8 protein-coding genes are annotated in these 12,930 nt (G+C 46.2%); 3 read left to right on the top strand and 5 right to left on the bottom strand.

The window, feature by feature from the left end:
• Positions 1-15: 15 nt before the first annotated feature.
• From GTQ38_RS20520 to GTQ38_RS20500, 5 genes are read right to left on the bottom strand one after another with little or no spacing between them, the layout of a single operon-like run.
• Positions 16-915: an energy transducer TonB gene (locus tag GTQ38_RS20520; RefSeq protein WP_161437464.1), complete on the bottom strand. Its 900-nt coding sequence runs from the start codon at positions 913-915 to the stop codon at positions 16-18.
• Positions 915-1,301 carry an ExbD/TolR family protein gene (locus GTQ38_RS20515; RefSeq protein WP_161437463.1) on the bottom strand — a complete coding sequence of 129 codons (387 nt, stop codon included), beginning with the start codon at positions 1,299-1,301 and terminating at the stop codon, positions 915-917. The genes GTQ38_RS20520 and GTQ38_RS20515 overlap by 1 nt, the downstream gene beginning before the upstream one ends.
• 10 nt (positions 1,302-1,311) lie before the next feature.
• Complete coding sequence (locus GTQ38_RS20510; RefSeq protein WP_161437462.1) at positions 1,312-2,004, bottom strand: MotA/TolQ/ExbB proton channel family protein; 693 nt, start codon at positions 2,002-2,004, stop codon at positions 1,312-1,314.
• Positions 2,005-2,062: 58 nt separating this feature from the next.
• Entirely contained in the window at positions 2,063-3,451 is a 1,389-nt protein-coding gene (nhaD, locus tag GTQ38_RS20505; RefSeq protein WP_161437461.1) for a sodium:proton antiporter NhaD, read from the bottom strand.
• Positions 3,452-3,466: 15 nt separating this feature from the next.
• The gene (locus GTQ38_RS20500) at positions 3,467-4,699 is read right to left on the bottom strand and encodes a Glu/Leu/Phe/Val dehydrogenase dimerization domain-containing protein (protein ID WP_161437460.1); all 1,233 of its coding nucleotides are present in this window, start codon (positions 4,697-4,699) and stop codon (positions 3,467-3,469) included.
• A 298-nt stretch (positions 4,700-4,997) separates the two neighbouring features.
• Between GTQ38_RS20500 and GTQ38_RS20495 the strand changes: the two genes are divergently transcribed.
• The 3 genes from GTQ38_RS20495 (at position 4,998) to GTQ38_RS20485 (ending at position 12,450) form a co-directional block, all read left to right on the top strand.
• Positions 4,998-6,140, top strand: a complete 1,143-nt coding sequence (locus GTQ38_RS20495) for an acyl-CoA dehydrogenase family protein (RefSeq protein ID WP_161437459.1) — start codon at positions 4,998-5,000, stop codon at positions 6,138-6,140.
• A 327-nt stretch (positions 6,141-6,467) separates the two neighbouring features.
• Complete coding sequence (gltB, locus tag GTQ38_RS20490; protein ID WP_161437458.1) at positions 6,468-10,976, top strand: glutamate synthase large subunit; 4,509 nt, start codon at positions 6,468-6,470, stop codon at positions 10,974-10,976.
• A gap of 7 nt (positions 10,977-10,983) precedes the next feature.
• Positions 10,984-12,450 (top strand): glutamate synthase subunit beta, encoded by a 1,467-nt coding sequence (locus GTQ38_RS20485; RefSeq protein ID WP_161437457.1) that lies wholly within the window; start codon positions 10,984-10,986, stop codon positions 12,448-12,450.
• Positions 12,451-12,930: the final 480 nt, after the last annotated feature.

Raw genomic sequence — 12,930 nt, 5'->3', positions numbered from 1 at the left:
GCACAAAGGTACGACCTATTCGCCCAATTTAAAATTGACAACCACAAAACCGATCTGTTCGTTGGGTGCTTTGGAATCCGGGTTCCATCTGTGCTTAAACGCGGTTTTCCTGGCAGGCTCTAAAAGACATGGATCGCTGTTAGTAGTCCCTTTTACCCCAGGGAGCGCTTCAACCACTTTACCGCTTTTGTCTACCTTGATCCTCACCACTACCCGGCCTTCCTGGTTGCAGTCTTGCTGTACTTTTCCTTTACCGGCCAAAGACCTGCCTCTTAATCCGTAACCCCCCGTTCCACTTCCGGATCCCGGACTGCCGTAATAGCTACTCGCATAGGGATCACCCCCCTCCTGACCTTTGTCTCCGGGACGGTTATCATCCCCTTCACTTCCGCTGGCGGTACCGTCAGATTTGTTCAGGCCACCCATAAGGTCGTCCAGCTTTTTCTTCTTAGCTTCCTGCTCTTTGCGGGCGCGCTCTTCTGCTTCCTTTTTCTCCCGCTCCTTCCTTTCGGCCTCGGCCTTAGCCTTACGCGCAGCTTCTTCAGCCTTGCGTTTGGCCGCCTGCTGCTGCTTTATACGGATGGATTCTTCGGATTCCTGGGTCAGTAGTTTTTCTGAAGGTGCTTCTGTCACTTCCTCCTGGGCTACTTCCTCAGGCGGGGCAGCTTCCTGTTCCTCTACCACTTCCTCTTCCACAACCTCCTTTTCAGGCGCAGGTTGCGATCGTATCTTTTCCTTGGGTTGCTGATTGCCCATGCCCACATCCATGGAGCCAAAGTTTACCGTAATTCCGTTCTCTTCAGGCGGGTCCAGGTAGGTCAACCCGATATAGAACAATAGCAGGATAAGAACACTTAACAAGGTTGTGGTAAGTGTAAAGGATTTTTTCTTGTGTCTCGTGTCTAAGAATGACATTAATTCGGTCGCACCGCCAGTATCACCTTGTAGTTATTCCTATTGGCAATATCCATCACGTTGACCGCTTCTTTGATCGCAACGCTTTCCTCTGCCCTTAGAATAATGGTCGGCTTGTCCTGGCCTTCCAGTGCTTTTTTTAGTTCAATTTCAATATATTCCCCGTTGATCTGCTCGTTGTTCACAAAATACTGAAGGTTCCTGTTTATGGTAACGGAAACGTTCTGAGTGTTGGTCGACTTCCCTTTAGCTTTAGGTAATAACAAGTCCAAAGCGTTAGGAGAGTTCGCGGTGAGCAAAAAGAAAATAAGCAACAGAAATACAATATCTGTCATGGAAGACATACTGAATTCCGGGCTTATTTTATTTCTTCCTTTCAGTTTCATATTCTAGTGTCTAAACCGGTTCGTTCAAAAGATCCAGGAACTCCACGGCATTTGCTTCCATTTTGTGTACCACCTTATCCGTTCGGTTTACCAGGTGGTTGTAACCCATATAGGCAATGATACCTACCACAAGACCTGCAACCGTAGTGGTCATGGCGGTATAGATCCCTGATGCCAATGCACCCATTTCTGCCTGCCCTCCACTACTGGCCATTTGATGGAACGCTAAAATCATACCAATTACCGTACCAAGGAAACCGATCATGGGAGCAGCTCCGGCAACTGTAGCAAGTATATTCACGTTTTTCTCCAGTTTATACACTTCCAGGGTTCCCGCATTTTCTATCGCCGTGTTGATGTCGTCCAGGGGCTTCCCGATACGGGAGACACCCTTTTCCGTGAGTCGGGCCACGGGAGAGTCTGTCTGTGCGCAAAGGATCTTGGCTGCTTCCAGCTTGCCATTCATCACGTGATCACGAATTTGATTCATGAAGTTCTTGTCGATCTTAGAGGCCGCTTTGATGGCCAAAAGGCGTTCAAAGTAGATATATAAAGCCACGGCCAGCATGGCAAAAAGAACCGAAATAATTACAATACTTCCGGTCCCTCCATTAAAAATAAGATCAATAACAGAAAGGGTCTTTTCCTCGGAAACGACTTCCCCCACTTGGGCGTCGTTCACCAGGTCTTGTAACAATGCCATATATTTTCTCGAATTTAAGTTGCCTTTATAACGGTATTTTGTCGATAAAAGTATACAGCTAGAATAAATAACGCGTCAAAATAAATACTACGGCTCCAGCGATAAATCCGACAGCAGCCAACCAGGCAATCTTGCGCAGGTACCAGAAGAAATCTATTTTTTCCATTCCCATGGCCACCACACCTGCTGCGGAACCGATAATAAGCATACTCCCACCTGTCCCCGCGGAATAGGCGATAAAATGCCAGAGAGGATTATCCTGAGCTTCAGAGAACATCCCCAAACTCGCGGCTACCAATGGAACGTTGTCAATGACCGCTGAGGCAACACCCAGGAGTATGACCACCAGGTCTGAAACTTGTGTACCTACAATTTCTGTACCTACAAGAGGGGTAGCCACTTTCAGCCAATCCGCAAAGCCAAACAACAGGCCTAAGGACTCCAGGGCCGCCACGGCCATCAGTATCCCAAGGAAGAACAGAATACTGGGTAGTTCTATTTTAGATAAAGCCTTATGCACCGGGCTGTGATGCGCTCCCTCCTCATGATCCCCGTCAACCGTTGATATGCTGAATTTGCTGCTACTGTAGATCTCGGCAAAGGTAGCTACAACCGCCAGCGAAAGCATCATTCCAACATAAGGTGGAAGGTGTGTAATTGTTTTGAAGATGGGCACAAATACAATGGCGCTGAGTCCAAGATACAACATCGTTGGGCCGAAACGGTGCAGTTTCTGCCCGTCCTCTTCTTCGTAATCTATCTTGCCTTTGAAAGCTGGCAGGTAAGAAGCGATAAAAGAAGGGATCAGCATACAAATTAACGATGGTAATAACAGGTAGCTTATCAACTTGACCGTAGTTACCTTATTTCCGATCCAAAGCATGGTAGTGGTCACATCCCCGATAGGAGACCATGCCCCACCCGCGTTGGCTGCAATAACGATCAAACCGGCGTACCACAGTCTGTCTTCCCTCCTCTTTACGATCTTCTGTAAAATAGAAACCAATACTATAGTGGCGGTAAGGTTATCAATGATAGCTGAAAGGATGAAGGCAAGAAAAGAAAAGATCCAAAGTATCTTTCTTTTACTTCGCGTTCGGACAAATGTTTTTATAGTGGCAAATCCATTGAAGTAATCAATGATCTCAACAATGGTCATGGCACCCAAAAGAAATACCAGGATCTCTGAAGTTTTACCAAGATGATGTAGCAGAGTCTCCTCCAAAAGATGCATCCTGTCTTCGTGCATTAAAGCTTCATAACCATCAACAAGGGCATGTTTCCCAGAGTCAAACCATGTGGAGAAACCATCTACTCCAAAGGCCATGATGGCCCACAGTATCGCCATCATTGCCAGAGCCGGGATTAATTTGTCTACTTTAAGATTATGCTCAAGAGTAATAGCCAGGTAGCCCATGGCAAAAATGACAATAAGAAGCGTCTCCATAATTTAGTGGTTGGTTTAAATTAGTTGTTTCAATGCAATTTCGAATGCAGTTCTGCTTATATTGGTTTTGGCTGCATTTTGCTTAAAGATATTCAAAATTGCGTTTCTAATGGTATTCGAGGTATCATTAAATATCAATTCGTCATCCATTCCTACTCTACGCTCCATAAAATAGGCAAAAACACGGGCCATTCCGCAGTTGGAAATGAAGTCCGGGATCAGACTTACGCGCTCATCCGTGTACTCCATAATGGGTCCGAAAAATATTTCCTTGTCCGCGAATGGTACATTGGCGCCCGAAGAGATCACCTCTAATCCGGTGTCCATCATGGTAGTGATCTGCTCTTTAGTGATCAGCCTAGAGGCAGCACATGGCGCGAAGATCTCCGTGGGTAAACTCCAGATCCTCTCATTCATTTCCGCGAATGGGATCATTCGATCCGCGTCTGCTATGAGGGTATTTCCTTTTTTGTGAAGAAAGAAGGTTTTGATCTCGTCATAGGAAAAGCCTGCTTCGTTGATCACTCCTCCTTCACGGTCTATGATCCCAACGATCTTAGCCCCCATCTGAGCGAGGTAAAAGGCGGCCGCCGCACCCACGTTTCCAAAGCCCTGGACAATAGCTTTTTTACCTATCACAGAACCTCCGAAAATATCGTAGTAATGCTTGATGGCTTCCGCAACGCCAAAGCCCGTGATCATATCAGCAACGGTATATTTGTTTTTGACACTTGGGGAATACTGATCGCTTTCAAGGACCTTGATCACCCCCAGCCTTAATTGTCCAATACGATTGATCTTGTCTGCCTCAGTGGGCCTGAAATGTCCGTTAAACACCCCTTCCTGAGGATGCCATACCCCGGCGTCTTCGGTGATTGGGATCACCTCATGAATTTCATCTACGTTGAGATCTCCTCCTGTTCCGTAGTAGCTTTTAAGCAGTGGGGAAACCGCCCTGTACCATCGTTCCAGTACCCCGCGCTTCCGGGGATCGTTCGGGTTAAAATTGATACCGGATTTTGCTCCTCCAATTGGTGGGCCGGATACCGTGAATTTCACTTCCATGGTCTTCGCCAGGGATAATACCTCATTCATATCCAGGCCTTCCCGCATCCGGGTACCTCCTCCGGCGGCTCCACCGCGAAGTGAGTTGATCACCGTCCAGCCTTCTGCCTCAGTTTCAGGGTCCTTCCAATTAAAAACAATTTCAGGAGCCTTATTTTCATATTTCTTTAAAAGTTCTTTCATTACAATTGATTTTGATCTCTATATACATTACCTAAGCATTCTCATTCCCGAAAATAAACGCAATAAATCCCCCAAATGGGGCTAGTGTTGTCTCATAATTATAGGATTAAATCAATTGCCGGATATCGGCCGGACAAATATAAAAATATTGCATCGGATTGAAAGGGATCCGGCACATCATAGTGCACTAGCATTGGAAAATAAACATTGATAAATTCTCAACTATCCTTTAGAATAATTTAATTTTTTCTTTTGGCACCGTATATTTGCACTGATCTTTTAAAGATATCACAGCGAAATGGATTTTACCCTGACAGAAGAACAACTGATGATACGGCAGGCCGCCCGAGACTTTGCCCAGACTGAATTACTGCCCGGTGTTATTGAAAGGGACGATGCACAGCAATTTCCCGCCGAGCAAATGAAGAAGATGGCAGAACTAGGATTTTTGGGTATGATGGTAGATCCGAAATACGGTGGTAGTGGTCTGGATACTCTTTCGTATGTGCTGACCATGGAAGAGCTCTCCAAGGTAGATGCTTCTGCTTCGGTTGTGGTTTCCGTTAATAACTCGCTGGTATGCTGGGGGCTTGAAACCTTTGGTACAGAAGCCCAGAAAGAAAAATACCTGACGCGCCTGGCCACGGGAGACTGTATTGGGGCCTTTTGCCTTTCTGAACCAGAGGCTGGTAGTGATGCCACCTCGCAAAAGACCACCGCTATAGACAAAGGAGATCACTATGTACTGAACGGCACCAAAAACTGGATCACCAACGGAAATACGGCCGAGATATACCTGGTGATCGCACAGACGGATAGGGAACTTGGACACAGGGGGATCAACGCCCTGATCGTCGAGAAAGGCATGGATGGCTTTGAGGTTGGGCCTAAGGAAAACAAGCTGGGTATTCGCGGAAGTGATACACACTCCCTGATCTTCAACGATGTAAAAGTACCAAAGGAGAATAGGATAGGCGAGGACGGCTTTGGTTTTAAATTCGCCATGAAAACCCTTTCCGGAGGGAGGATAGGTATTGCAGCACAGGCCCTTGGAATTGCCGCCGGCGCTTATGAGTTATCCCTGAAATACGCCGGAGAGCGAAAAGCCTTTGGAACAGAAATAGGGAATCACCAGGCAATCGCCTTCAAACTTGCCGATATGCATACGCAAATTGAAGCGGCCCGTCATTTGGTGTACAAATCCGCATGGGATAAAGACAACGGAAATAACTACGACCTCTCCGGGGCCATGGCAAAACTATATGCTTCGGAAGTGGCTATGGCCACAACGGTTGAAGCTGTGCAAATCCATGGTGGAAATGGTTTTGTAAAGGATTATCACGTAGAAAGACTCATGAGAGACGCCAAGATCACCCAGATCTATGAAGGTACTTCTGAGATTCAAAAAATAGTTATTTCAAGAAGTATTCTTAGAAATTAGTTGATTTAATTCCGATTGAATCTAAACCACCCCCCTCAAAAAATAGGGGGTATCTTCCATAAATTGTATTTTTTTGTGTTGCACCACTAAAAATATAGGGAAAAGTCCCATCAACTAACTACATTCTTATCCTAACCCCATCTTTTGGGCGGGTATCCCACTTACGAGCCTTCGATTTTATCAATATCCCAATTTAAGCATCCCAATATTTTCAATATGTGTTTTTTTTAACGTTTAATTAAAAACGTTAAATATTTTACATATATGATATTAAATGTGTACATATTTATCATCAATTATGATATTTTTGAGTAAATACAATAATTTATGACATTGAAGAAGCAGGGCTTGTATTTACCGGATTTTGAGCATGACAATTGCGGAGCGGGATTCATATGTAGCTTAAAAGGGCAAAAATCTAACGATATCATTCATAAGGCACTGGAAATTCTGGATAAGCTGGAGCATCGTGGTGCGGTAAGTGCGGATGGTAAGACCGGCGATGGTGCTGGTATCCTCATAGACATTCCTCACGAGTTTTTCACTGAGGTCTGCGCTTTTGAACTGCCCGAACCAGGAGATTATGCAGTAAGTAATGTTTTCCTGCCACAAAAGGACAATCAGCGGGACTTTTGCATAAAGACCTTCGAGGACAATATTCGGGATCAGGGACTAAAACTGCTCGGCTGGCGGGACGTTCCGGTAGATCGATCCATACCGGGTCGAATTGCCATGAAGACCGAACCTTTTGTCAAACAGGTCTTTATAGCCAAAGAGGATGCGGATCAGGATGATTTCAGTTTTAACAGAAAGCTATTTGTGGCCCGTAAACTCACGGAGCACGCTATTATTGACTCCAGGTTGTCTGAGAGCCAGTTCTTTTATATTCCAAGCCTTTCCACAAGAATTATCATATTCAAAGGGCTCTTAATGCCCAACGACATCAAGCTTTATTACAAGGACCTTCTCAATCCGAAAGTGGTAACCAGACTGGCTTTGGTTCACCAGCGCTTCTCTACCAACACCTTCCCTACCTGGGACCTGGCTCAGCCGTTCCGATATATGTGTCACAATGGAGAGATCAACACCCTGAGGGGTAATGTAACCCGGATGAAGTCCAGGGAAGAATTACTGGAAAGCGAACTTTTCGGAGAAGACATAAAGCGCATACTACCCATCATTTTACCCGGTAAATCAGATTCTGCCACTATGGACATGGTGGTTGAACTATTGTTGATGACCGGGCGATCCTTACCAGAGGTCATGATGGTATTGGTACCGGAAGCCTGGGAAAAGAACCCGGATATGTCCGAGGCGAAAAAAGCCTTTTACGAATATCATTCCTGCATGTTGGAACCCTGGGATGGTCCTGCCAGTATACCTTTTACAGATGGCAACTACATTGGGGCGGTACTGGACAGGAACGGACTACGTCCTTCCCGATACTCCGTGACCAAAGACGGTTATGTGATCATGTCTTCGGAAACCGGAGTGGTTGATTTGGCGCCCGAAAACATTGAATTTCACGGAAGGTTAGAGCCAGGGAAGATGTTCCTGGTAAATATGGAGGAAGGCCGGATTGTGAATGATGAGGAGATCAAGGAAGAGATCGCTCAACGACATCCCTACAAAAAGTGGCTGGACAATAATCTGGTTCACCTCAGGGATATCCCGTATAATGATTGCCCTTTGTTTCTGGGTGAGGCCTCCCTGGACAAAAGAAAAGCCATCTTTGGTTACACCCTCGAAGATATAAACACCATCATTCTTCCTATGGGTAAAAATGCAAAGGAGCCCATAGGGTCTATGGGGTCAGACACTCCTATTGCGGTTCTGTCCGAAAGGCCACAATTGATCTACAACTACTTCAAACAGCTTTTTGCACAGGTTACTAATCCTCCATTGGACGGTATACGGGAAGAGTTGATCACGGATATCAGCCTTACCCTGGGAAGTGATCAGAATATTTTCGACTTTACAGAATTACACTGCCGCAAATTAAAGATCCAGAACCCGGTAATTTCCAAGGAAGATCTGGATAAAATAAAGAATTACGACTCCAGCCCGGATTACAAAGTGGTTTCAATTCCAATCTTGTATGATGTGAACCGGGGCCATAACGGCCTTGAAGAAGGGCTACAATCCATACTGGAGCAAGCAGTTCAGGCCATAGATGAGGAAGCGAATATCATCATACTCTCAGACCGTAATTCCGATGCGTTGAATGCTCCGATACCAGCTCTTTTAGCTTGTTCATATGTAAACAGTGGACTACAGCGGCTCGGCAAACGATCTAAACTAAGTGTGATCGTAGAATCCGGGGAACCCAGAGAAGTTCATCACTTCGCCCTGCTTTTCGGTTTTGGCGCCAGTGCTATCAACCCCTATCTGGTCAATGAGATCATTGGAGAGCAGATCGAGGAGAATGATATCACGGAATACACCTTCGATGAGGCCATCAAAAATTACAACAAGGCCATAGGAAAAGGGATTCTTAAGGTTATGAATAAGATCGGGATATCTACTTTGAATTCCTACCGCGGATCTCAACTTTTTGAGTGTATAGGTCTGAATACCAATGTGGTGGATAAATACTTCCCTAATACCCCTACGCGTATACAAGGCATAGGCCTTTACGAAATAGAAAAGGAAATTTCCAAACGTCACGGCAAAGCCTACAAAAAACAACAGGTTGCGGCCAATCTTGAACTGGAGATCGGCGGAGAATACCGATGGAGAAGAGATGGTGAAAAGCATATGTTCAATCCGCTTTCCATTGCCAAACTTCAGAAATCTGTGCGTAACAACGAGCCGGAGACTTATAAGGAATTCGCTGAAATGGTCAATGAGCAATCCACTAACTTAATGACCATACGCGGGCTGTTTGAGTTTTCTAATTTTGATCCCATCCCACTGGAAGAGGTAGAACCCTGGACAGAAATCGTAAAGCGATTTAAAACAGGAGCGATGTCCTACGGTTCGATCAGCAAAGAAGCACATGAGAACCTGGCCATTGCTATGAATCGAATAGGCGGTAAAAGTAACTCTGGCGAAGGCGGAGAAGATGCTGAGCGTTTTTATAAGAACCAGACCGGTGATTGGAGAAACAGCGCAATTAAGCAAGTGGCATCAGGAAGATTTGGGGTTACCTCTAATTACCTTACCAATGCCCAGGAAATACAAATCAAAATGGCACAGGGTGCCAAGCCAGGAGAAGGAGGTCAACTTCCGGGACCGAAGGTTAATCCGGCTATTGCAAAGACCAGGAATTCCACGCCCTATGTCGGCCTGATCTCGCCACCCCCTCATCACGATATTTATTCTATTGAGGATCTCTCTCAGCTGATTTACGACCTCAAATCCGCTAATCGCGAGGCAAGGATCAATGTTAAGCTGGTTTCCGAAGTTGGGGTAGGCACAGTAGCCGCGGGAGTATCCAAGGCTAAGGCCGATGTTATTCTTATATCCGGATCTGACGGAGGAACCGGGGCATCTCCCCTCACTTCCCTGAAACACGCCGGACTCCCCTGGGAGCTTGGTATAGCGGAAGCACAGCAGACCCTTGTCATGAATGACCTTAGGAACCGTGTGGTCCTGGAATGTGACGGACAATTAAAGACCGGAAGAGACGTAGCCATAGCTTGTCTGCTGGGGGCGGAGGAATTCGGATTCGCTACAGCACCCTTAGTAGCCTCAGGCTGCATTATGATGCGTGTATGTCATTTGAATACCTGCCCTGTTGGGATCGCGACTCAAAATCCGGAATTGCGGAAGAAATTTGAGGGCAAACCTGAACACGTTGTAAACTATATGTATTTCATTGCACAGGAACTCAGGGAGATCATGGCACAACTTGGATTCCGTACGGTGAACGAGATGGTAGGCCAGGTCCATAAATTGGACAGGAATAAGGCCATAAGCCATTACAAAGCTCATGGTATTGACCTAACACCGATCTTACATGAGATTGATGTTCCAAAAAGCACCAAATTCTACAATACACAACAACAAAAGCACGGGATTGAGAATTCCGTGGAATTTGAGATCATAGAAAAGGCCCACCCTGCACTCTTTAGGAAAGAAAAGACCAGTCTTGATTTCCCCATCCGAAACACGGACCGGGCGGTAGGAGCCATAATCAGCAATGAGATCTCCAAAATATACGGCGCTAAAGGCCTTCCTGAAAATACCTTAAAACTGAATTTTACAGGTTCTGCAGGACAAAGTTTTGGGGCTTTTGCCACCAAAGGGCTTACCATGGTGGTGAATGGAAATACCAACGATTATATGGGTAAAGGCTTGTCCGGGGCGAAATTGATCATCAAAGTTCCTGGCCAATCCACACTCAAACCGGAAGAGAATATAATAACCGGTAATGTGAGTCTGTACGGAGCAACCTCAGGGGAAGCGTATATCAACGGAAAGGCTGGCGAGCGTTTCTGTGTAAGAAATTCCGGGGCGACGGCTGTCGTGGAAGGAATTGGGGATCACGGTTGTGAATATATGACCGGAGGGGTAGCTGTGATCCTCGGATCTGTTGGCAGGAATTTCGGAGCCGGAATGAGCGGGGGTATTGCCTATGTTTTTGATGAAAAGGGAACTTTTGAGAAAAACTGCAATAAGGAATCCCTGAATTTGCTGGCGGTTGAAACCGAAGAGGATATTTTGCAGCTAAAAGGCCTGATTGAAAACCATTACAATGCCACTTTTAGCCCGTTAGCTCAGCGTATTCTGGAGAACTGGGAGCAGTGTTTGCCGAGGTTTATCAAGATTTTCCCCGAGGAATACAGGCTGGCACTGATACGATTAGAAAAAGAAAAATTGGAAACCATATAATTGATCCATGGGAAAGATTACAGGATTTTTAGAGTACGATAGAAAGGATGAGGCCTACACTCCCGTGGAGGAACGCGTTAAGAACTTTAAGGAGTTTACCAAACCTCTCAAAGAAAAGGCAATAAGGGAACAGGGTGCCAGATGTATGGACTGCGGCATTCCGTTTTGTCATAGCGGCTGCCCCCTGGGCAACCTTATCCCCGATTTTAACGATGCGGTATACCGCGGTAAATGGAAGAAGGCCACTGAGATACTACATTCTACCAACAACTTCCCGGAATTTACGGGCAGGCTGTGTCCTGCACCTTGCGAGGAAGCATGTGTTCTTGGGATCAATGCAGATCCGGTCTCCATTGAAAACATTGAAAAGAACATCGCGGAGATGGCCTTTAAGGAAGGCTGGATCACTGCGGAACCACCGGAAACCCGTACCGGAAAAAGTGTGGCTGTTGTAGGTTCCGGCCCTGCAGGCTTAGCGGCTGCCCAACAGCTGAACCGTGCCGGGCATTTGGTCACGGTATTCGAAAGGGATGAGAAACCAGGTGGTTTATTGCGATATGGAATTCCTGACTTTAAAATGGAAAAACACATCATTGACCGCAGGTTGCAGTATTTGGAAGAGGAAGGTATAACATTTAAATGTGGGGTTAATGTGGGAAAAGATGTTAAAACCGATTCGCTTTTGAAAGATTTTGACGCGGTAGTCCTATGCGGGGGTGCCACCGTAAGAAGGCCACTTCCCATAAAGGGAGCGGACCTAAAGGGAGTAGTACAGGCCATGGATTTCCTCGCTCAAAATAACAGACGTGTAGATGGGCAGAAAGATCTGGGTGAATCCATACTGGCGAGCGACAAAGATGTTGTAGTCATAGGAGGTGGTGATACCGGTTCGGATTGTATAGGTACTTCCTTCAGGCAGGGAGCTACGTCCGTTACGAATTTTGAGATCCTGGGAAAACCTCCTACCGGGAGGCCGGAAGATCAACCCTGGCCATTTTGGCCGATGAGGCTACGCACCAGTTCGTCTCACAAAGAGGGAGCAGAGCGGGTCTTTAGTATCTCCACAAAAGAGTTTATTGGCGATAAGGACGGAAACCTCAAAGGTTTGATCACGGTAAACGTGGAATGGGAAAGGAAATCAGGAGAACGTCCTGTTCTAAAAGAGATTAAAGGAACTGAAAAAGAATGGAAATGCGAATTGGCCTTATTGGCTTTAGGTTTTACGGGTTCTGAAACGACCATGGCGGATCAGCTGGGTCTGGAAATGGATCCGAGAACGAATATCAAAGCTTCAGTGTCTGATTACGCTACCAATATCCCGGGAGTATTTGTTGCCGGAGACCAGCGCAGAGGTCAATCTTTGATCGTCTGGGCTATTTCGGAAGGCCGGCAGGCGGCACACCACGTAGATACTTACTTGATGGGAAAATCGAATTTACCGCTCAAGGGAGAAGGTGACCTCCCTCGAATTTGAATTAGTTATTGTTTGAGTTCAATAGGGGTTGCTCCGACGGGGGCAGCCCTTATTATTTTGGGCAAATTCTAAAAGTAATGATGGGCCTGGGGTGGAATCCCAGCAGGTCTTTTCCCTTTTTAATTAAACATCCTGACGCCATAGGTCAGGAAGTTTTGTGGCGGCGGCCTATCCATGATTCAGCAAAAGGCGTTGCCTTTTTAGCGAATCAGGACCCTGACGAGCCAGAGGCTTCGTCAGCGGCTCTCCCACCTGGTCTATTCCCTTATAAATAAAAAGACCCCTCACACTAGTGTGAAGGGTCTTCGAAGAAGGCGGCGGCCTATCCATGATGTCGCCAAAGGCGTTGCCTTTTTAGCGGATCAGGACCCTGACGAGCCAGGGGCTTCGTCAGCGGCTCTCTCACCTGGTCTTTATCCTTTTAAAATAAAAAGACCCCTCACACTAGTGTGAAGGGTCTTTGAAGAAGGCGGCGGCCTA

The organism is Poritiphilus flavus (assembly GCF_009901585.1).
Lineage (GTDB): Bacteria > Bacteroidota > Bacteroidia > Flavobacteriales > Flavobacteriaceae > Poritiphilus > Poritiphilus flavus.
Note: the sequence above shows the minus strand (reverse complement) of the source record. Positions and strands in the feature narration are given on the sequence as shown.

What these genes read in the sequence shown, in the direction of transcription:
- GTQ38_RS20520 (WP_161437464.1), bottom strand. Translation starts at nt 915, where the DNA reads ATGTCATTCTTAGACACGAGACACAAGAAAAAATCCTTTACACTTACC.
- GTQ38_RS20515 (WP_161437463.1), bottom strand. Translation starts at nt 1,301, where the DNA reads ATGAAACTGAAAGGAAGAAATAAAATAAGCCCGGAATTCAGTATGTCT.
- GTQ38_RS20510 (WP_161437462.1), bottom strand. Translation starts at nt 2,004, where the DNA reads ATGGCATTGTTACAAGACCTGGTGAACGACGCCCAAGTGGGGGAAGTC.
- nhaD (WP_161437461.1), bottom strand. Translation starts at nt 3,451, where the DNA reads ATGGAGACGCTTCTTATTGTCATTTTTGCCATGGGCTACCTGGCTATT.
- GTQ38_RS20500 (WP_161437460.1), bottom strand. Translation starts at nt 4,699, where the DNA reads ATGAAAGAACTTTTAAAGAAATATGAAAATAAGGCTCCTGAAATTGTT.
- GTQ38_RS20495 (WP_161437459.1), top strand. Translation starts at nt 4,998, where the DNA reads ATGGATTTTACCCTGACAGAAGAACAACTGATGATACGGCAGGCCGCC.
- gltB (WP_161437458.1), top strand. Translation starts at nt 6,468, where the DNA reads ATGACATTGAAGAAGCAGGGCTTGTATTTACCGGATTTTGAGCATGAC.
- GTQ38_RS20485 (WP_161437457.1), top strand. Translation starts at nt 10,984, where the DNA reads ATGGGAAAGATTACAGGATTTTTAGAGTACGATAGAAAGGATGAGGCC.